This is a genomic window from Stenotrophomonas sp. CFBP 13725, assembly GCF_014841935.1.
Classification (GTDB): domain Bacteria; phylum Pseudomonadota; class Gammaproteobacteria; order Xanthomonadales; family Xanthomonadaceae; genus Stenotrophomonas.
Map to the genome: position 1 here is coordinate 1 of NZ_JACYUV010000013.1, position 20964 is coordinate 20964.

The following is a 20964-nucleotide window of genomic DNA, read 5'->3' on the forward strand; positions in this document are numbered from 1 at the left end:
CACCAGCACCCACACCCCGCCGCTTCGCGGCCGCCCCTGACTCAGGGGCTCCTTCCACCCGACGGCTTGCTCTCGTCGGTAGCGCCGCCCCATGGTCGGCGGAATGGTTCCGCCAACGGCCCGCTGCGCTCGCCGACCATGGGTCGGCGCTACCGCTTTTCTTCTTTTTTCATACGCGGCGGGCGGCCACGGAACCTGTCAGGGGCCGGGCGGTGGGGCTGGGCGGGGGCGTTGAGTGCCATGGATGGCGCGAAACGAGGCACGCATGGATGCGGCTCTTGCCGTCCCCCGTCCCAGCCCCACCGCCCGGCCCCAGCTCAGCTGCGGCTCTGCAGCCCACCGCGAGGGGGTCCAACCCGTTCGCTTACTTCTCGTCCGCCGACTCCACCACCATGTCCAGCACGTACGCCTGCGACGAGGCGTCGGCGGGCGGGTTGTCGATCTTGAAGCGCTTCACGCGCAGCACGTTGCGGATGCCCGCTTCGTGCGTGTACCCCTCGATGCCGTCGTAGAAGTTCTCGAACGCACCCGGCTCGCCCTGCTTCACGCCCTGGTCGTCGAAGCGTACTTCGCGTACCTGCAGGCACTGCTTGTCCTTGATCAGCGGGTGCGGGCACGGCTTGGTCTGCGCCGCCACTTCGAAGAACACCGTCTCACCCGGGCCACCGTAGCGGGTCTCCGCGCTGGCCTCGGGCAGGAAGACCAGCACATCGCCGTTCGCCGGGCGCAGGGTCAGCTCGCCATTGTCGGCGACCTCGGCCTTCACCGCTCCCTGCAGCCGGCTGCTCAGCGCTTCATCCAGTGCCATCACGGCCGGTTCGCAGGCCATGCGCGTGGACGCCATCTGCTGGAAGGTCAGCGTGCCATCGGCCAGGGTGTAGCCACCGCTCATGCGGTTGCAGGTGTTGGACACCGCCAGGCGACCGTCAGTGAAGTCGAGCGTGACCGGCTTGTCGGTCTGCGCAAACAGGGCGTCGATGCGCTTGCCTTCCGCCGTGGTGGCGTCCTTCAATCGCCAATGCTGGCCCTGCAGGCGCTGCGCCTGCAGGTGCGCCGCCGTCTTCAGCGCGGCCGCAGCGGCCGGCGCGCGCGCCAGGTCGTCGGCGTTGCCGGCCGGTGCCGGGTTCTCGCTGCAGGCAGCCAGCAGCATCAGGGGGAGGGACAGGATCAGCTTGCGGTTCATCGGATTCTCCTTGGATGACCTGTTTCAGAACGGATGCGCGTGGCCAACGGGGTCACGCGCAGGCGAGGGGGTTCAGTTGCCGGCCGGCAACCACAGCAGCAGCGCCGCACCCAGCGCGATGCGATAGATCGCAAACGCGGTGAACCTGTGCGACTTGATGTAGCCCAGCAGCCACTTCACCACCACGAAGCCGGTGATCACGGCAGCAATGAACGCCACGCTGACATCGGTCCAGTTTTCAGTGGCCAGCTTGCCTTCCTTGGCCAGCTCCAGGAACGCGTATGCGCTGGCGGCGAACATGGTCGGGATGCCGACCAGGAACACGAACTCGGTGGCGGCGGCACGACGGCTCAGCCCGAGCAGCATCGCCAGGAAGATCGCCGATGCCGAGCGCGACGTGCCCGGAAATACGCCCGCCACTACCTGCGCGATGCCCACGCCGATGGCCACCGTCCACGTCACCTGATCGCGATCAGGCAGGCGAGCGGTATACGCCTCCACCAACAGCATCCAGATGCCGCCAATGATCAGCGCCCACGCGACCGGGCTCACCGTCTCGGGCAGTTCCCAACCGGCCAGGCGGACCGGCAGGCCCAGCACCGCGGTGACCAGGAACGCCGCGCCGAGCTTCATCACATAGTCGCGGTTCTCACGCTGGTGCAGGCCAGTGGCCAGGGTCCACAGGCGCTGGCGGAAGACCAGCGTGATGGCCAGGATGGCGCCGGCCTGGATGATGATGTTGAAGAAATCCGAGCGCGCACCCAGCCAGTGCTGGGCGATCAGCAGATGCCCGGTGCTGGAGATGGGCAGGAATTCGGTAACGCCTTCGAGGATGCCCAGCAGAAGGGCGGAGAGCAGGTCGGACATGGGGTGGGATGGAATGGCTGACGGCAAAAGGTGCCGAAGAGGATAGACCATCTGCCCACGCACCAACCCAGTGCACGGGCCAACACGCGCACCACGATGGTGCAGTATGCGACGCACCCTTCAGGCGCACGCTCATGTAAATCAAGGGCTTGTGATGATAAAAAAGTTGGCACGGTGTGTGCTGAGGTAACCTCAGGCATTCAATTCCAACCGAGGTTGCACCCGATGTCCGTTGAAAACGTTGAGAAGCTGGTCAAGGACAACCAGATCGAGTTCGTCGATCTGCGTTTCGTCGACATGCGCGGCATCGAGCAGCACGTCACGTTCCCGGTCAGCATCATCGAAGCGTCGCTGTTCGAAGAAGGCAAGATGTTCGACGGCAGCTCCATCGCCGGCTGGAAAGGCATCAATGAATCGGACATGGTCCTGCTGCCGGATCCGTCCAGCGCCTATGTCGATCCGTTCTACGCTGATCCGACCATCGTCATCAGCTGCGACATCCTGGACCCGGCCACCATGCAGCCGTACGGCCGCTGCCCGCGCGGCATCGCCAAGCGCGCCGAAGCCTTCCTGAAGTCCAGCGGCATCGCCGAGCAGGCCTTCTTCGGCCCGGAGCCGGAGTTCTTCATCTTCGATTCGGTGCGCTTCGCCAACGATATGGGCCACACCTTCTTCCAGGTCGATTCCGAGGAAGCGGCATGGAACAGCGGCGCGAAGTACGACGGCGCCAACAGCGGCTACCGTCCGGGCGTCAAGGGCGGCTACTTCCCGGTGCCGCCGACCGATTCGCTGCACGACCTGCGCGCGGAAATGTGCAAGACGCTGGAGCAGGTCGGCATCGAAGTCGAAGTGCAGCACCACGAAGTCGCCACCGCCGGCCAGTGCGAAATCGGCACCAAGTTCAGCACCCTGGTGCAGAAGGCCGATGAGCTGCTGCGCATGAAGTACGTGATCAAGAACGTGGCGCACCGCAACGGCAAGACCGCCACCTTCATGCCCAAGCCGATCGTCGGCGACAACGGCAGCGGCATGCACGTGCACCAGTCGCTGTCCAAGGGCGGCACCAACCTGTTCTCCGGTGAAGGCTACGGCGGCCTGAGCCAGATGGCGCTGTGGTACATCGGCGGCATCTTCAAGCACGCCAAGGCCATCAACGCCTTCGCCAACGCAGGCACCAACAGCTACAAGCGCCTGGTGCCGGGCTTCGAAGCACCGGTGATGCTGGCCTATTCGGCACGCAACCGTTCGGCCTCGTGCCGCATTCCGTTCGTGACCAATCCGAAGGCGCGTCGCATTGAAATGCGCTTCCCCGATCCGATCCAGTCCGGCTACCTGACCTTCACCGTGTTGATGATGGCCGGTCTGGATGGCATCAAGAACCAGATCGACCCCGGCGCACCGAGCGACAAGGATCTGTACGACCTGCCGCCGGAAGAAGAGAAGCTGATCCCGCAGGTCTGTTCCTCGCTGGACCAGGCGCTGGAAGCGCTGGACAAGGACCGCGAGTTCCTGAAGGCCGGCGGCGTGATGGATGACGATTTCATCGACGGCTACATCGCGCTGAAGATGCAGGAAGTCACCAAGTTCCGTGCGGCGACCCATCCGCTGGAATACCAGTTGTATTACGCCAGCTGAGCACGCGCGGCGGTGGCGGAGGATACCCCTCCCACCTTCGTCATCGCCGCATCTTTTCCGGCTGGGGAGCCGGAAAGGGTGAAGCCTGCAGATGCTGCTGAAGTTGTTCCACCCGTCCAGGGGCAAGAGAGACCGGACGCGCGTCCTGGGCCTTCCTCCCTCCCGCGTCACCGGCTGTGTTTGGAGAGAGACACAGCCACCAGGGCCCAGACCACGTTCGGCGCAACAGCCACGGCCATCAGCATGATGGCCCGTGGTTGCCTGACGCCACGGCATGCACGCGCCGTGGATCCATCCACCATCGGGATATGCGCATGAAACTGATCTCCGCCATCATCCGACCGTTCAAGCTCGACGAGGTCCGCGAGGCCCTCTCCGACGCAGGCGTGTCGGGCATCACCGTGACCGAAGTGAAAGGTTTCGGTCGCCAGAAGGGGCACACCGAGCTGTACCGCGGCGCCGAGTATGTCGTTGACTTCCTGCCCAAGATCAAGATCGAAACCGTGGTGACCGACGAGCGCACCGACGCGGTGATCGAAGCGATCCAGAACGCGGCAGGCACTGGAAAGATCGGCGACGGCAAGATCTTCGTCACCCCTGTCGACCAGGTCATCCGCATCCGCACCGGCGAAATCGGCGCTGACGCGCTGTAACCACTCGGAGATCTCCCGCATGAAGATTCGACTGTTCGCCGGGTGGCAAGCCCGGTTCCATATGGTGTGCCTGATGATGCTGCTCAGCGCACTGGCCGTCGGTGCCTTCCCGGGCACGGCGCATGCCCAGGCACAGGTCACGCCCGTGCCGACGGAAGAGGTGGCCGTCGAGCCGCTCCCCGTTGACGCACCTGCCGCACCGGTCGCTGAGGCTACCGTGGCTGCACCGGCCTACGACCATGGCGACGTGGCCTGGATGCTGACCTCCACGCTGCTGGTGCTGCTGATGGTCGTGCCCGGCCTGGCCCTGTTCTATGGCGGCCTGGTGCGCTCGAAGAACGTGCTGTCCGTGCTCAGCCAGATCCTGGTCGTGTTCTCGCTGGTGATCATCCTGTGGGTGGCCTACGGCTACAGCGCGGTGTTCAGCGAGGGCAACCCGTTCTTCGGCTCGTTCACCCAGTTCGCCTTCCTCAAAGGATTCACCCCGGACTCGGTGGGCAACACGCCGATTGCCGGCCTGCCCGACTATCTGTTCGTCGCCTTCCAGTCGACCTTCGCCGGCATCACCACCGCACTGATCGTCGGCGCGTTCGCCGAACGCATCAAGTTCAAGGCGGTGATCCTGTTCTCGGCCCTGTGGTTCACCCTGAGCTACATTCCGATGGCACACATCGTGTGGGGCGGTGGCTACCTGGGTGAGCTGGGTGCGATCGACTTTGCCGGCGGCACCGTCGTGCACATCAACGCAGGCGTGGCCGGCCTGGTCGGCGCGTACTTCGTCGGCAAGCGCATCGGCTACGGCCAGACCGCATTGAAGCCGCACAACGTGGTGTTCACCTACATCGGCGCGATGCTGCTGTGGGTCGGCTGGTTCGGCTTCAACGCCGGTTCTGCCGCCGCCGCCGATACGGTCGCGTCGCTGGCCTTCCTCAACACCATCCTGGCCACCGCCGCGGCGGTAGTGGGCTGGACGCTGGTGGAAGCGATCACCAAGGGCAAGCCCTCCGCACTGGGCGCCGCATCGGGCGCAGTGGCCGGCCTGGTCGGCATCACCCCCGCCTGCGGCACCGTGGGCCCAATGGGTGCACTGGTCATCGGCGTGGTGTCCGGCGCGCTCTGCGTTTGGGGCGTCACGGGCCTGAAGCGCTTGCTGAAGGTGGATGACACCGCCGATGTGTTCGGCGTGCATGGCATCGGCGGCATCGTCGGTGCGCTGCTGACCGGTGTGTTCAGCGCGCAGTCGCTAGGCGGCACCAAGGCCGACCTGGATATCGGGCATCAGGTCTGGGTGCAGTTCGTCAGCGTGGCATTCACCATCGTCTGGTGCGCCGTGGTGACGACGCTGATCCTGCTGGTGGTGAAGGCGGTCGTCGGCCTGCGCGTGACCGAGGAAGCCGAACGTACCGGTCTGGATGTCACCTCACACGGTGAATCCGCCTACGAAGTCTGATCCATGCTGATCTGTTGATGACGCACGCATTGCGTCGTGACCGGCGGTCCGGGGGCCGCCGGTTTTTTCATGCCCTACAATCGGGGCATGACCCTCATCCGCACATCCGCCCTGTTGCTTTCCTGCGCCCTGCTGGCCGCCTGTGCCGGCGCGCCGGTGGAAGAGCGCAATCCGCTGGCCACGTGGGTGCCATCGAGCAACCACAATGCCCGCATGCCGGTGGTCATCGTGCTGCACCACACCGACCAGCACTCGGTGCAGCAGAGCCTGGATACGCTGCGCAGCGCCAACAGCGGCGGCAAGGTCAGTGCCCATTACCTGATCGGCGCCGATGGTGCGCGCTATCAACTGGTGGCCGACGATCGCCGCGCCTGGCACGCAGGTCCCGGGCGCTGGGGCACCATCACCGACCTCAATTCGGCCTCCATCGGCATCGAGCTGGACAACGACGGTGATACGCCTTTCAGCGAGGCGCAGATCCAGTCGCTGATCGTGCTGCTGCAGGACCTGAGTACCCGCCTGCGCATTCCGCCGTCGCAGGTGATCGGCCATGCCGACCTGGCACCATCGCGCAAACAGGATCCCAGCCGCTTCTTCCCGTGGCAGCAACTGGCGCAGGCCGGCTTCGGTGTGTGGCCGCGCGACACCGACGGCATGCCGCCTGCCGGCTTCGACGCCTGGCAGGCGCTGGCCACCTTCGGCTATCCGCTGGACGACCGTGATGCGGCAGCACGCGCCTTTCATCGCCGCTTCCGCGGCAGCGATGACCTGCCGGCCGTGCTCGACACCGAAGACGCCCGCATCCTGCACTCCCTGCAGCAGCAGGCCACGACCAGGTAGAGCCGACGAGGTAGAGCCGACTTCAGTCGGCTGCCCCTCTCCCCGCCCTGACTCCGCCCACACGCCTGGCAGCGCCTTCCGACCCATATCAGCGCGCTTGCCCCGTGAATCCACCGGCATCCCCTGATGGGCCACGGCCAGGCCACGCAAGAGACTGGCGCAGGGCAGTTCCGCCCTGCACCACGACACATCACCATGAAGCCTCTCACAGCGCGAGCGCATCACCTTGCCGTTGCGCTGCTCATCTCGCTTGCCCCCGCATCCACGTGTGCGGCGGATCAGTCATTCCTGGTCCACTCCGATACCCAGTACCGGTGGTATGACGATGGCAAAAACCCTGACCCGAAGGCCACCCTTACAGCGCAGAGCAAGGCAATTGCCCGGTGGCTGGCGCGACAGCCGAAGGCCGCACCTGTATTTCTCAATGGCGACGTCACCGCCTATGGGCATGGCGACGAGTGGGAGGTCATGCTCCGCGACCTAGGCCACCGATCAATCCCGAACCGCTACTGGGGTCTGGGCAACCACGACTACGACAACAACATCAGGTTGCCTGACGGCTCGGGCTGCTTCAACAACGGGTGCGCGCGCGACTCGATCTACCACCTCGACGCGGCAACGAAGCACTGGGATCTCGACGCGTTCGACTACAGAACCCGCGATGCCGGTAAGTTCCGCTATCACGACGGTAGCTTGGCCTACAGCAAGACCATCGGCGACATCACCTTCATCCAACTGCACAACCATTACGCGTACCAGGACGAGTTCAAGAGCACCGTAGGCCTGCGCAACTATTTTTTCCGGATCACCCCTTCGCTGCACTGGTTGGAGAACGTGCTTGAAAAAGCGAAGGCGGCAGGGAAATTCGTCGTCATCAACATGCACCGCCCGCCCTTGTGGTTTGGCAGTGGCCCCGAAGCAGAGGCGGCACAGGCGAAGTTTGAAAAACTCGTCACGGATCATCGGGTGCTCGCGATATTTCATGGCCACACTCATGCTGTTGGGGCAAGAGGGCCCGTTGGCCATACGCCTGTATTCGATTCAGGAGCGTCGTTCCGCAAGACCTTCCTGACCGCAGACCTGGAACTGGCTGCCAACCGACTGACGGTGTATCAGGCAAACGACAACAAAGTGTCCCAGACCCCCTTGCAGACAGTGCCACTGACGAAGGTGTTCGCCCCCGAGGTGGTGCTGAAGCCCACGCCCCTTGGAGAGCCGGCCCTGCTCTTTTCCTTCGGTAATACGCGTAGGGACCTGCGCGTCGGCTGGATCAAGGTGAAGCTGAGCGGAGAAAGTGCAGAGCGGGAAGGGCTCCCGAACCAGCAGATGAACGGGTTGACGCCCAAGCACGATTACGACTACGTGCTCACGGCGTATGACGCCCGGGGTGGGCAGGTGCTGGCGACATTCACCGGCAGCTTCAACTCCGGTAACGCCGAGTATCCGCCGACGGATCTCTGCTTGGGCAAATGGGACGCGGACCAAGGCCACTTCAAGCTGCACTGGGAGCGTCCATTGAACTTTCCGGCCGTCCATTACAGCTTCGTGGAAGGTTACAGCGTGGACAGCGGCGAATGGTTCCGATTCCGCGGCCCCAACGACACGAACCAAGGCAGTACGGAGCAGACCATCTACTACACAGATCGCGGTATCGCCGATCCGACGCGGCTGAACTACGCGGTCTATTACTGGTCTTCCTCCCGGGGGCACACCCCTGCGGCCCTGCTCCGGGGTGAGGACTTCTTCAAGGGTGCTGGCTGTCGGCCGAAATGAGCTGACGAGGGCGACTGGGGCCCTGTTCTCACGATGTCATCATTTCCGTGAACAGGGCTTCGGCAACGTCTTACTTTCCTCACTCAGGAATGTGATCACGCCCCATAAACTGCAAAAAACGCACAGGGGCTGCTGAATGAACCGTAGCATCGTCGCTACCGGCACAACCGGGCTGGATACCATTCTTCGGGGAGGGCTGCCCGCGTCCAGGCTGTACCTGCTGGAGGGGCAGCCCGGTTCCGGCAAGACCACGCTCGCGCTGCAGTTCCTCCTCAAAGGCGCAGAGCTGGGTGAAAGGTGCCTCTACGTTACGTTGTCCGAGACCGCAGACGAACTGGCCGAAGTCGCGCACTCGCACGGGTGGTCACTGGATGGGTTGCACCTGTTCGAACTGGCCGCTGCGCAGAACGTGTTGGGCGATGGCCAGCAGCAATCCGTGCTGCATCCGTGGGAAGTGGAGCTGGACGGCACCATCAAGCTGATCCAGGCCGAAGTGGAACGCTTGAAGCCGACCCGGATCGTATTCGATTCGCTGTCCGAGCTCCGCCTGCTGGCGCAGGATTCGCTGCGCTACCGCCGCCAGGTCCTTGCGCTCAAGCAGTACTTTTCGCCGCGCAACATCACCGTGTTCCTGGTGGACGACCTGACCGGTGGTGAGCGCGACGCGCACCTGCACAGTCTTTGTCACGGTGTGATTTCCCTTGAGCGGGTCACTCTGGATTTCGGCGCAGCACGTCGCCGCATGCAGGTGCAGAAGCTGCGTGGCGTCAACTTCATCGCCGGCTACCACGACCTGGCGCTGGTGAAGGGCGGCATGCGTATCTTCCCCCGGTTGATCGCATCGGAACACCACGTGCCTTTCGTCGGCGATCCGATCTCCAGTGGCGTTGCGGGTATCGACGCCCTGCTCGATGGCGGGCCGCTGCGTGGCACCAGTACGCTGTTGACCGGCCCGCCAGGCAGTGGCAAGACGAATGTGGCGCTCAAGTACGTCGCCACCGCCTGCGAGCGTGGAGAGCGCTGTTGTGTGTTCGAGTTCGACGAGCGCACCGGCACCCTGCTTACGCGCGCGAAGGCGCTCGGCATGGACCTGCAGGCGCACATAGACAGCGGGCTGCTGGAGCTCCGTCAAATGGACCCGGCCGAGCTGTCGCCGGGCGAGTTTGCCTGGGCCATCCGGGAGTGCGTCGAAGAGCGGGACTGCAAGTTGATCGTGCTGGACAGCCTGAATGGCTACCTGTCCTCGATGCCGCAGGAAAAGCAGCTGATGCTGCAGATGCATGAGCTGCTTTCCTACCTCAACCAGAGCGGCGTGGTGACATTCTTCATCAACCCGCAGAATGGATTGGTCGGATCGATGTCGACCGGCAACCTCAATGTGTCCTACATGGCCGACACCGTGATCATGTTCCGCTACTTCGAGGCAGGTGGCCGCATACGCAAGGCGATCTCCGTCATCAAGAACCGCAGTGGCGCGCACGAGGATTCCATCAGGGAGCTGCGGATCGATGCGGGAGGCCTGCGCCTGAGCGAGCCGCTGAAAGACTTCAGTGGCATCCTCACCGGCACGCCGCAGTACGTGGGTGAATCAGGACCGCTGTTGGACAGCAATGCAGACCAGCGCTAGTTCCGATTCGCCAACGGTGCTGATCGTTGCGCCCTTCGGACGCGACGCGGAGACCATTGCCAAGCTGGTCGAGAAAGAGCTCGCCACGCCGAAGCGGTGTGCCACACCTGACCATGCTGCCGCCCAGCTGGACGCGAGCATCGGCGCCATCGTGCTCACCGAGGAAGCGCTCTTCGGTGACGACGCGGCGATGCTGGAGGCCGCACTGCACGCCCAGCCGGCATGGTCCGATGTGCCGGTGGTCGTGCTGCGTGCGGCGAAATCCAGGCTCGCACCGGCGCGTCCCCTGCCTGGCCACTACCCCAATCTGGTGGAGGTGGAGCGGCCGGTCGGTGCGGCGACCCTGATCAGTACGATCGCATCGGCGTTGCGCGCCCGGCAGAAGCAGTACGTCATCCGTGACCAGGTACAGCGCCTGAGCCAGAACCAGGAAACTCTGGCCCGCAGTGAGGCGGAGCTGCGCCTGATCGCCGATGCGCTGCCGGTGCTGATTGCCTTTGTCGATCCGTCACTGCGCTATGTGTTCGTCAACAAAGCCTACGAAGCGTGGCTGGACGCTCCTACGGCCGAGATCGTCGGACGGCGCCTGCCCGACATTCTCGACGCGCCCACGTGGCAGCAACGCAAGCCCTATGCAGAGCGCGCGCTCGCCGGCGAGGCGGTGCAGTTCAGCGTCAACTGGCCTACCCGCAGCGGCGAACGCCGCGCGTGCGATATCCGCTACCTGCCGCGCCGCGACAGCGCGGGCCGGGTCGACGGGTTCCATATCTTCGTCGCCGATGTCACCGCCAAGACCCTCGCCCTGGAGGCCGTGCAGCGCCAGGCCGAAGAGCTCGAGCAGAAAGTGGCCGAGCGGACCGCCGAGTTGCAGGCGCAGGTGGTCGCGCGCGCATCGACGGAGTCGGCCCTGCACCAGGCGCGCAAAATGGAGTCGGTCGGCCAGTTGACCGGTGGTATCGCGCACGACTTCAACAACATGCTGACGGGCATCATCTCGGCGCTGGACCTGATCCGGATGCGTGCCGAGAGCGGGCGCGTGGATGGCGTGGAGCGCTGGATCGACGTGGCCTCGGCATCGGCACACCGGGCCGCGGCGTTGACCCAGCGCCTGCTGGCATTTTCGCGTCGCCAGTCATTGAACTCGCAGCGCCTGTTGGTGAATGAGCTGGTCCATTCGCTCGATGACCTGATGCGCCGTACCCTGGGCGAGAAGGTCCGGCTCAGCATGGACCTGGGCCACGACGTGCCCCTGGTACGCGCCGATTCCAACCAGTTGGAAAGCGCCATTCTCAACCTCACCATCAATGCGCGCGATGCCATGCCGCTAGGTGGCCAGCTGGAGATCCGCACCCGGCGCCAAGTGGTGGAAGAAGACGAGGCTGGGACCGGGGAAGACCGGCTGCGCGCAGGATGCTATGCCGTGCTGTCGGTGACTGACACCGGCGAGGGCATACCGCCGGATGTGATCGAACGGATATTCGAGCCCTTTTTCACCACCAAGCCGATCGGGCAGGGTACCGGGCTGGGCATGTCGATGATCTACGGCTTCATGCAGCAGTCCGATGGCCATGTGCGCATTGATTCCGAAGTAGGCTGTGGCACCACCGTCCGTCTTTACCTGCCCGAGTCGGTGGCCGACAGCGCGGGCGAAGGTGCCGGCGAGGTACCCCAGGCCCCGCCGGAGACCGCCACGCCCACCGGTGCCGGGCAGCAGCTGCTCGTGGTGGAAGACGATGCACAGGTCCGCACGCTGGTGACCGAGGTGCTGACCGAGCTGGGCTATGCGGTGACGGTAGTCGAGGATGGAGATGCGGCGCTGAAGGTCCTGCAATCCCGGCACGTGGATGCACTGGTCACCGATGTCGGGCTGCCAGGCCTCAACGGACGCCAGCTCGCGGAGATCGCCCGGCAGACCCAACCCACGCTGCCGGTGCTGTTCATGACCGGCTATGCCGAGGCAGCGCGGGATCAATCCGAGTTCCTGGAGGCGGGCATGCACATGATCGGCAAGCCGTTCTCGTTGAGTGACTTCGGCGATGCGGTCGCCCAGCTGTTCCTGCCGTGATGGGGCGGCGCTGACGTTCACTCTCGTCGCCGTTATGCACTACATTGGTGCAATGACTGCTTCCTCAGCTGCGCCGGCTATCGACCAACTCGGCACGCCCCTCGCCTGGGCGGATGCCGAAGGTCGCATTACCGGTTGCAACCCGGCGTTTGCGCGTTGGCTGGGGGTCAGTGGTAGGAGGTTGATCGGCAAGCCACTGGTCGCGCTGGAGACGCAGGGCGAAGCGCTGGCGCATTTCCTGTCACGTGACGAGCGCGACAGCCTGCGCCTGCATCGTCTGGCACTGGGCATGCCGGGTGAGGGCGCACGCTTTGCCGAAGGCTGGATGAGCCGCCTGGATGACGGCGGGTGGTTGCTGGAGGCGCATCCGGTGGATGAGTTCCCCGGTCTCGACCCGACCACCGCGCTGCCGAGCGCACTCAGCGCCGCCTTGAAAGGACTGGCCCACGAACTGCGCAACCCCTTGGCGGGATTGAAGGGTGCCGCGCAGCTGCTGGCGCGCCGGGTGCATCACCGGGATGCCGATGAGCGTGAACTGGTGGAGCTGATCGGCACGGAGATCGAGCGGCTGAACAGCCTGCTGGATCAACTGCTGTCACCCGCGCCGGCGGCGCCACACGCCGCACTGAACATCCATGCGGCGTTGGAACAGGTCCTGCGCCTGGCAGAAAGTGAAGCCGGCTGGGCAGTGCGCCTGCAGCGCGACTACGACCCCAGCATCCCCGAGTTCAGTGGCGATGCCGATCGACTCAACCAGGCGGTGTGGAACCTGGTACGCAACGCCATGCAGGCGGGTGCCGGCGGCATCACCCTGCGTACGCGCGTGGAGCATGGCGTGCGCATCGCCGAGCAGTTGCACCCGATGGCGCTGCGGCTGGAAATCGCCGACGACGGCCGGGGCGTACCGGAGGAGCTCGCCGAGCATCTGTTCCTGCCGCTGGTCAGCGGGCGTGCGGAAGGCACGGGCCTGGGCTTGGCACTGGCACAGCAGGTGGCACGCGAGCACCGCGGCACGCTGACCTATCGCTCGCGACCCGGGCATACCGTGTTTACGTTGCTGCTTCCGATCAGCACTCCTTCTTTACGCGAGGACGCCGCGCATGGCTGATCTGCCTGACACCGCGCATGGCGGCCACCGCGTATGGGTGGTCGATGATGACCGAGCCGTGCGCTTCGTTCTCAGCACGGCCCTGCGCGATGCCGGCTACCGCGTCGAAAGCTTCGACAGCGCCGCCGCCGCGCTCGACGCGTTGGACCGGCAAACGGTGCCTGCCCTGCTGTTCACCGACGTGCGCATGCCGGGCGATGACGGCCTGGTGCTGCTGGATAAACTGAAAGCGGCGCACCCGCAGCTGCCGGTCATCGTCATGTCGGCGTATACCGATGTGGCCAGCACCGCGGGTGCATTCCGCGGTGGCGCACACGAGTTCCTTTCCAAGCCGTTCGATCTGGACGACGCCGTCGCGCTGGCCCGCCGTGTGCTGCCTGATGGCGACGCCGAAGCCGAGTTGACCGACACGCCATCGCCGGCCGATGCCGCCACCCGGGACCAGGCTCCGCAACTGGTGGGCGATACCCCGGCGATGCGCGCGCTGTTCCGTGCCATCGGCAAGCTGGCGCAGGCACCCTTGGCGGTCCTGATCACCGGCGAAACCGGCACCGGCAAGGAACTGGTGGCGAGCGCGCTGCACCGTGAGTCGCCACGGGCGGGTGCGCCCTTCGTTGCCCTGAACACGGCCGCCATTCCGGCCGAGCTGCTGGAAAGCGAGCTGTTCGGCCATGAAGCCGGTGCGTTCACCGGTGCCCAGCGCCGCCACATCGGCCGGTTCGAACAGGCCGACAAGGGCACGTTGTTCCTCGATGAAATCGGCGACATGCCGCTCGCCCTGCAGACCCGGCTGTTGCGCGTGCTGGCGGAGGGCGAGTTCTTCCGCGTAGGAGGGCGCGAGTTGATCCACGTCGATGTGCGGGTGGTGGCGGCGACCCACCAGGATCTTGAAGGGCTGGTCGCACAAGGGCGTTTCCGTGCCGATCTGCTGCACCGGCTGGATGTGGTGCGCTTGCAGCTGCCGCCTCTGCGCGAGCGCCGCGACGACATCGGGCAGTTGGCGATGACGTTCCTTGCGGCCGCCACGCACAAGCTGGAGGGTCCGCCCAAGCGGCTCACCGCAGCGGCACTGCAGGCGCTGCGCGAACATGAGTGGCCGGGCAACGTGCGTGAACTGGAGAACGTGTGCTGGCGCATGGCGGCGCTGGCGGCGAGCGACACGATCGGCGTGGCCGACGTGGAGATGGCCGTGAACCGGGGCGGCACGCGCAGCGCTGCGCGCCCGGCGGTCACCGATCCAGGCCAATGGGAAGTGCTGTTGTCGCAATGGGCCAAACAGCGTCTGGCCGAGGGCGCTGAGGGCCTGCATGCCCAGGTGCGCGAGCGGGTCGACCATGCCTTGCTGGATGCCGCATTGCAGCTCACCCACGGCCGCCGCGCCGAAGCCGCAGCCCGATTGGGCTTGGGCCGCAACACATTGACCCGCAAACTGGGTGCCGGCCGCCGCCGCAGCTGAACTTATTTTTCCGTCCCTGCGCGTCCGCACGACGCGGCGTTGATGCGCCATGGACAGGGATGCCCGTAACGTGCCCTGCAAGGAGTCCACCATGACCTCAATCCGTTTGATCCTGCCGGCTGCGGCTGGCCTGTTCCTCGCGGCCTGCGGCACCACGCCGTCCCCGCCTCCCGCGCCGCCCGTGTCCGTCAGCGTGGTCAGCACGGCGCAGATGGCCGAGAGCAATCTGTCACCGGCCTCTGCCAGCATCGTCAGCGGCCGCTTGGCCTTGGTGCCGGAAGCGGGCGGCGTGCATGTCACCGGCATGATCGGCGGGCTGCAGCCGTTGCAGCAGCCCGGCTTCCACGTACACGAGCGTGGCGATTGCAGCGCCGTGGATGCCAGCAGCGCCGGCAATCATTTCAACCCTACCCAGCAGCCGCACGGCGCACCGGGCACGGGGCCGCATCACCTGGGTGACATGCCCAACCTGCGCGCCGATGCGCAGGGGCGTGCCAACGTCGACATCCATCTGCGAGGCGTCACCCTGGGGGGAGGCGCTGCCAATGACATCGGCGGACGTGCCCTCATCGTGCACGCCCAGCCCGACGACCATCGCAGCCAGCCGGCTGGCAATGCCGGCGCCCGTATCGCCTGCGGCATCATCCGCATCACGAAGTAGGACTTCGCTGCAGGTTTCGTACTCACCTTTCTGGAGAACCACCCGATGCGCCTGATCCATACCTCGATGTTCGTCGCGCTGGCCGCGTTTGGCCTGACCGCTTGCAACAAGCAGCCCGACACCGCCACGGACGCCGCCGCTGCTCCGGCCGAAGCCACCGCCCCCGCCGCCGCTCCGGCGGATGCACCGCCGCCGATGATGGAAGCCGCCGCGGCGGCCACTGCCGTTGCCGAGCTGGCACCGACGCAGGGCAATGAAACCAAAGGCTCGGTCAGCTTCAAAGTGGTGGACGGGCGCGTGCACGTGACCGGCCAGGTCAGCGGCCTGAAGCCGGGCAGCGAGCACGGCTTCCACATCCATGAAAAGGGCGATTGCAGCGCACCGGACGGCGCCAGCGCCGGCGGCCACTTCAATCCCGGCACGCAGGATCACGGCAGCGTGGCCAGCGATCCGCATCACGGCGGCGACATGCCGAACATCAAAGCCAACGCCGAAGGCATCGCCACCATCGACGCACCGGTGTCGACCAACGTCAACATCGGCAAGGGGGATGGCTTTGACATCATCGGCCGCGGCCTGATCGTCCACGCCGATGCAGACGACTACAAGACCCAGCCAACCGGCAACGCCGGCGCCCGCCTGGCCTGCGCGGTCATCAAGGCGCAGTAAGCCTCTCGTAACAACGCAGCAACCCGAAAAAAGGAACGCCGGCGAAAGCCGGCGTTCCTTTTCTGCTCCTGCTCTTCCTGCCCTACCGCGTGCGCAGCCAGCTAACTGACAGGAGGCGGTGGGCATGCCATTGCAGGACCTTGTGAGGCAGGAGCCGAACATGAGCCCCCATGGACGGGTTCACGGCGTGTCCTGCAATGGCATGCCCACCGCCTCATCCACTGAGAACGAGGCGCGAGCACGCAAAAAAACTAACGTTCCAACAGCGCCCGCGCGTCCTGGCCTGCCTCGCAGTGCACGAACAGCACCGGCACGCCGTGGGCTTCCAGCACCGCCGCCATCTGCCGCTGGCGCATCAGGTACTGCTCATAGATACCCTTCAGCCGCTCGCAGTCGTTCTTGCCGTGCGAATAGTGCGCGCACCACCCGGCCGGATCGAACAACGCCATGCGCGCCTCGCCGTGGGTGTAGCGCAGCAGCGGCTCCGGCGCGGCGTCCAGCCACTCATCGGTGCCCGCCTCCATGATCGCCGTCTCGATCAACGGCCACAGGGCGGCCAATCCCTGGTTGTCGTACTGCATCGACATCATCGCCGCCAGGTCATTCACGGTGAAATAGCGCGCGTGTTCCACGCGGGCACCGAACGCCTTCTGTGCCAGCAGCGCGGTGTCGGCGTGTGCCATTCCTTCCGCCAGCAGCAGCGTCTCCAGCGCATCGGACACGGCGGCCGTCGTCGCCGTATCGCTGCCCGTCAGCAGGAACGGCACCACCCGCAGTCCACCCCCCTCCAAGGAGGGATCCGCCTGGAAAGGCAGTGGCACGTCGCCGCTTGCATCCGCGCCGAACGCCAGCAGGCGCGGGCCCTCGCTGCGGCCGGGCGCGCGCATCTGCAGTTCTTCCAGGCGCCGATGGATCGGCCAGCCCGGGCGCAGCACTTCGGCGGGATCGAAATGGGCGGCGGCAAACACCAGGTCGAGTTCACTGGCCTGTGGCACCAGCTTGGCCAGATCGCGACCTACGCGCTCGGCCAGTTCACCGGATTGTTCGGCGGTGAGTGCGGCGTGGCGGGGCGACTCGCCGTCGGCGAGCTCAAGGGCGAGCACGCCGAGGGCGTTCATGCCGGGGTTGGTTTTGCTCATGGTTTCACGGTTGGCCCATCACAGGGCGGCAGCTACACTTGGGACCATTATGCCTGCGCCTTCGTGCAGGCCATGTTGCAGACACCCTATCCCATGCCAGGTATGTCCATGCCCAACGCCCGACCCGTCGCCATCCTTGGTGGCGTCCGTATTCCGTTCTGCCGCCAGAACACCGCGTATTCGGACGTCGGCAACCTCGGCATGTCCGTACGTACGCTCGGCGCCCTGGTCGAACGGTTCGGCCTGCACGGCCAACAGCTCGGCGAAGTAGCAATGGGAGCGGTGATCAAACACTCCAGTGACTGGAACCTGGGCCGTGAGGCCGCGCTTTCGTCCGGACTGTCCCCGCTCACCCCCGGCATCACCATGCAGCGTGCGTGCGGCACCTCGCTGGACACCATCATCGCGGTGGCCAACAAGATCGCTCTCGGGCAGATCGAGTCCGGCATCGGCGGCGGTTCCGATACCACTTCGGACGTGCCGATCGTCTATGGCAAGAAGCTGCGTGCACGCCTGCTGGCTGCCAACCGTGCCAAAAGCACCGGCGACAAGCTGCGTGCCTTGACCAGCGGTTTCAAGCTCAGCGAACTGAAGCCCGAGTTTCCCGGTGTGGCCGAGCCGCGCACCGGCAAGAGCATGGGCGACCACTGCGAAGACATGGCCAAGGAATGGAACATCTCGCGCGATTCGCAGGATGAGTGGGCCGTGTCGTCGCACAAGAAGCTGGCGGCCGCGTACGAACGCGGCTTCTTCACCGATCTGATCGCGCCGTTCCGCGGCGTGGAGCGTGACAACATCCTGCGTGCCGATACGTCGCTGGAAAAGCTGGCTACGTTGAAGCCTGCCTTCGACCGCGTGTCCGGCCGTGGCACGCTGACCGCCGCCAATTCGACGCCGCTGACCGATGGCGCATCTGCCGTATTGCTGGCGAGCGAAGAGTGGGCGCGCGCGCATGGCCACACGCCGTTGGCCTACCTGCGCGATTCGCAGGTGGCCGCCGTGGATTTCGTGCACGGCGAAGGACTGTTGATGGCCCCGACCGTGGCCGTGCCGGACATGCTGAAGCGCAATGGCCTGACCTTGCAGGACTTCGATATCTACGAAATCCACGAAGCGTTCGCCGCCCAGGTGCTGTGCACGCTGCGCGCATGGGAGAGCGAGGATTACTGCCGGAATCGCCTGGGCCTGGATGCCCCGCTGGGTCGCATCGACCCGGAGAAGATCAACCCGTTGGGTTCTTCGCTGGCGACGGGCCATCCGTTTGCCGCCACCGGTGCCCGCGTGATCGCCACGGCAGCCAAGCAGCTTGCCGAACGCGGCGGTGGCCGCGCGTTGGTATCTATCTGCACGGCCGGCGGCATGGGCGTGGTGGCGATCGTCGAACGCTGATGAGCTGACCGGCTGGTAGCGCCGAGCCATGCTCGGCGAGCGCAGCGGCAGCGCGATCCAGGATTACGCCGAGCATGGCTCGGCGCTACCAGATGTCTGCGCGCGGGTCAGGGAACGCGCGGGAACCCGTCTTCGTCGCGTGGTTCGCGGGCGTCGTACACCGGCGGTACCGGAGTCATGACCTGCTCTTCCACGGTGGCACGCGGCGCGCTTGCCAGCGCGTCGGTACGCACCAGAGCGACGCTGTCTTCGCCACGCTGCTCACGCAGCGCATTGGTCAGGCACTGAGCCGCCAGCTGGGGTTCGCCACGGGCCAGCAGCGAGGCACCCAGTGCTTCCCATGCCGACGCCCCAGCACCGCCCGCAATCGCTTCGTGCAGCAGCACTTCGGCTTCTTCATGGCGACCCTGTGCCAAGGCGACGCGACCCTGTGCCAGCAGCAGCGCAGACGAATCGCCGTGGGTCCGGCGCCAGCGCACCAGATTGGCGTCACGCGTGGCCAGGCGTGATGCCGGCAGTACGCCATACAGTTCCACCAGCTCATCGCTCCAACGCTGGTCCAGCGCCTGTTCCAACGCGAGCAATGCAGGCTCATCCCAATCCAGCGCCACGGCGCGGGCGGCATACGCCGACACCACCGCCGGATCCGAGCGCAGCGTCTTCGGCATGGTTTCCCACTGTGCCGCAAGCGCGTTCACGTCCGCCGCTTCCAGCAACGCCTGCGCGGCGAGTCGGGCTTCCAGCGTGGTCAATGCATCGGCCGGCAGCACCTTGCTCTGGCGCAGCGCACCCAGTTGGCCATACGCCTCATGCGCCCGCCCGGCACGCGCCAGCGCTTCGCTGCGCAGCCACAGGCCGCGCGGCGGCAGCGGCTGCAGGTTGGCCGCATCCAGCGTGTTGATCGCATCCACCGGCAGGTCGTCGGCCAGCTGTTGCTCTGCGCGCAGCAGGGCCTGGCTGGTCGCATCGGTCGTCGCCAGACGCTGCAGGTAAGCCTGGCTGGTCACATCGTCGCCGCGCGCACGCGCGCTGCGTGCCGCATTGGTCAGCGCAATGGCGGTCACCTCTTCATCCTGCGCGGCGCCGTCGAGCAGCTTCTCGGCACGTTGCCACTGGCCATGTTCATAGGCCTGCAGGCCATCGACCAGGCGCACGCGCCCCTGCTTGCGGCGATAGCGGCCCCAAGCGCGGAACGGTGAGGCGATCAGGCTCCACAGCAGCCACAGCACCAGCAGCACCACCAGGGTCAGCAACACCACCTGCGGCAGCGTGCTGCGGTAGTCGGTGCCGCCATGACGGAAAATCACTTCGCCGTATTGGCGGAGGTCATTGGCACCCAGCCACTGGGCGCCGATCACGCCCACCGCCACGGCCAACAACAGCACGATCAAGGATTGCAACGGCTTCATAACGGGGTCTCTCCATCTCGCAAAGTGCGCAGTTGCTGCAGGGTGCTGCCCAGTTCCGGCGCGTCCAGGCGCAGCGGCGCCGAGCGCAATGCAGTGAGTTCAGCACGCTGCCTGCGCAGGGCCGGTGAATCTGGCCAGAGTGCGGTCATCCCGCGTTCAATCCGGTCCAACGCCTGCCGCAACGCGGGGCGATCCCCGCGCTCGACAGCAGCGCGGGCAAGGGTCAATTCCAGCTGCAGCGCATCGGCAGCGACCGCACGGTCGGCAGCGGTCAACGGGCCGTTGACCGCGCTGGGCGTTATTTCGACGAAGGCGGCCAGGGCGATCTGCCACCACGGCCGTGCATCGCCCGTCGCCGTGCCACTGGCCTGCGCCGCTGTCCCGTGCACCGGCAGGGTCTGCAGGGCCTCTGCCAGCGCAGCCAGCCGCAGGCGGGCCTGCGCGCGCGGGCCGGTACCCAGCGCATCCAATGCATTGCGCTCCTGCATCAGGGCCTGGCGAAGGTTCAAAGCGTCCGCAGACGGCAGGTCATCCAGTTGCGCGGCTGCCAGTGCGTACAGCCGGCGGGCGCCGTCCAGATCATCGGCCGCGTCCAGTCGCTGCGCCGCCTGGGTGAGCAGCAGCTCGGCCTCGTCACGGTGCAGGGCCTGGCTGTCCTGGCGGGTCGTTTCCGCCAGCCGCGCAAGGTTTTCCTCGAGCAGCGCACTGCGCTGGCCGAGTCCCAGGACCTCATCGCGCAGCACGCGGTTGGCACTGGCCGCATCCTGCAGGCGCGCGCTGGTGGCGCGCTGATCGCGACGCAGCGCATCGACCGTATCCAGCAGACCCTGCAGGCGCACCGCGTCGGCCTGCGACTGCAGACGCGCCCGTTCCTGCCCTTGCTGCCAGGCATGCCAGCCCCAGCCGCTCGCGGCGACGAGCAGCAGCACGATGATCAGCGGAGCGATCCAGCGCAGCGCGCGGCGCGGGGGAAGCGGAGCGGGGGTTTCGTTCATGCACGGGTCTCAAACGGCCGCGTCGACCAACACGGTACGCGGCGC

At 65.9% G+C, this 20964-nt stretch carries 17 protein-coding genes; 12 read left to right on the top strand and 5 right to left on the bottom strand.

What is annotated here, in order from left to right:
* Positions 1-364 precede the first annotated feature (364 nt).
* Positions 365-1183: an META and DUF4377 domain-containing protein gene (locus tag IFT65_RS16275; RefSeq protein WP_192082407.1), complete on the bottom strand. Its 819-nt coding sequence runs from the start codon at positions 1181-1183 to the stop codon at positions 365-367.
* Positions 1184-1255: 72 nt separating this feature from the next.
* A complete protein-coding gene (locus tag IFT65_RS16280; RefSeq protein WP_188325649.1) occupies positions 1256-2050 on the bottom strand; it encodes an undecaprenyl-diphosphate phosphatase in 795 nt (264 codons plus the stop codon).
* 225 nt (positions 2051-2275) lie between these two features.
* Between IFT65_RS16280 and glnA the strand changes: the two genes are divergently transcribed.
* The 11 genes from glnA (at position 2276) to IFT65_RS16335 (ending at position 15987) form a co-directional block, all read left to right on the top strand.
* Positions 2276-3685: a type I glutamate--ammonia ligase gene (glnA, locus tag IFT65_RS16285; protein ID WP_188325650.1), complete on the top strand. Its 1410-nt coding sequence runs from the start codon at positions 2276-2278 to the stop codon at positions 3683-3685.
* 314 nt (positions 3686-3999) lie between these two features.
* On the top strand, positions 4000-4338 hold the full coding sequence (locus tag IFT65_RS16290) for a P-II family nitrogen regulator (RefSeq protein ID WP_188325651.1): 339 nt from the start codon (positions 4000-4002) through the stop codon (positions 4336-4338).
* Between the two features lie 19 nt (positions 4339-4357).
* Complete coding sequence (amt, locus tag IFT65_RS16295; RefSeq protein ID WP_192082408.1) at positions 4358-5788, top strand: ammonium transporter; 1431 nt, start codon at positions 4358-4360, stop codon at positions 5786-5788.
* A gap of 87 nt (positions 5789-5875) precedes the next feature.
* Complete coding sequence (locus IFT65_RS16300; protein ID WP_192082410.1) at positions 5876-6628, top strand: N-acetylmuramoyl-L-alanine amidase; 753 nt, start codon at positions 5876-5878, stop codon at positions 6626-6628.
* A 195-nt stretch (positions 6629-6823) separates the two neighbouring features.
* A complete protein-coding gene (locus tag IFT65_RS16305) occupies positions 6824-8401 on the top strand; it encodes a metallophosphoesterase (protein ID WP_192082411.1) in 1578 nt (525 codons plus the stop codon).
* Positions 8402-8537: 136 nt separating this feature from the next.
* Positions 8538-10028 (top strand): ATPase domain-containing protein, encoded by a 1491-nt coding sequence (locus tag IFT65_RS16310; protein ID WP_192082413.1) that lies wholly within the window; start codon positions 8538-8540, stop codon positions 10026-10028.
* Positions 10012-12093 (top strand): PAS domain-containing sensor histidine kinase, encoded by a 2082-nt coding sequence (locus tag IFT65_RS16315; RefSeq protein ID WP_192082420.1) that lies wholly within the window; start codon positions 10012-10014, stop codon positions 12091-12093. The genes IFT65_RS16310 and IFT65_RS16315 overlap by 17 nt, the downstream gene beginning before the upstream one ends.
* Positions 12094-12145: 52 nt before the next feature.
* Positions 12146-13201, top strand: coding sequence for an ATP-binding protein (locus IFT65_RS16320; RefSeq protein ID WP_192082422.1), 1056 nt, complete (start codon positions 12146-12148; stop codon positions 13199-13201).
* 1 nt (position 13202) lies between these two features.
* Positions 13203-14657, top strand: a complete 1455-nt coding sequence (gene ntrC / locus IFT65_RS16325; protein WP_192082497.1) for a nitrogen regulation protein NR(I) — start codon at positions 13203-13205, stop codon at positions 14655-14657.
* Between the two features lie 91 nt (positions 14658-14748).
* Complete coding sequence (locus tag IFT65_RS16330) at positions 14749-15318, top strand: superoxide dismutase family protein (RefSeq protein WP_192082424.1); 570 nt, start codon at positions 14749-14751, stop codon at positions 15316-15318.
* A 45-nt stretch (positions 15319-15363) separates the two neighbouring features.
* Entirely contained in the window at positions 15364-15987 is a 624-nt protein-coding gene (locus tag IFT65_RS16335) for a superoxide dismutase family protein (RefSeq protein WP_192082426.1), read from the top strand.
* Between the two features lie 251 nt (positions 15988-16238).
* Here the strand turns inward: IFT65_RS16335 and IFT65_RS16340 are convergent, their stop codons facing one another.
* Positions 16239-17126 (bottom strand): hypothetical protein, encoded by an 888-nt coding sequence (locus tag IFT65_RS16340; RefSeq protein WP_192082428.1) that lies wholly within the window; start codon positions 17124-17126, stop codon positions 16239-16241.
* Positions 17127-17219: 93 nt separating this feature from the next.
* Between IFT65_RS16340 and IFT65_RS16345 the strand changes: the two genes are divergently transcribed.
* On the top strand, positions 17220-18515 hold the full coding sequence (locus IFT65_RS16345) for an acetyl-CoA C-acetyltransferase (RefSeq protein WP_192082499.1): 1296 nt from the start codon (positions 17220-17222) through the stop codon (positions 18513-18515).
* 107 nt (positions 18516-18622) lie between these two features.
* Here IFT65_RS16345 and IFT65_RS16350 read toward each other — a convergent pair whose 3' ends face one another.
* Both IFT65_RS16350 and IFT65_RS16355 read right to left on the bottom strand, forming a co-directional pair.
* On the bottom strand, positions 18623-19924 hold the full coding sequence (locus IFT65_RS16350; protein ID WP_192082430.1) for a heme biosynthesis HemY N-terminal domain-containing protein: 1302 nt from the start codon (positions 19922-19924) through the stop codon (positions 18623-18625).
* Complete coding sequence (locus IFT65_RS16355; RefSeq protein WP_192082432.1) at positions 19921-20919, bottom strand: uroporphyrinogen-III C-methyltransferase; 999 nt, start codon at positions 20917-20919, stop codon at positions 19921-19923. Before IFT65_RS16355 ends, IFT65_RS16350 begins: the two co-directional genes overlap by 4 nt.
* Between the last annotated feature and the right edge of the window lie 45 nt (positions 20920-20964).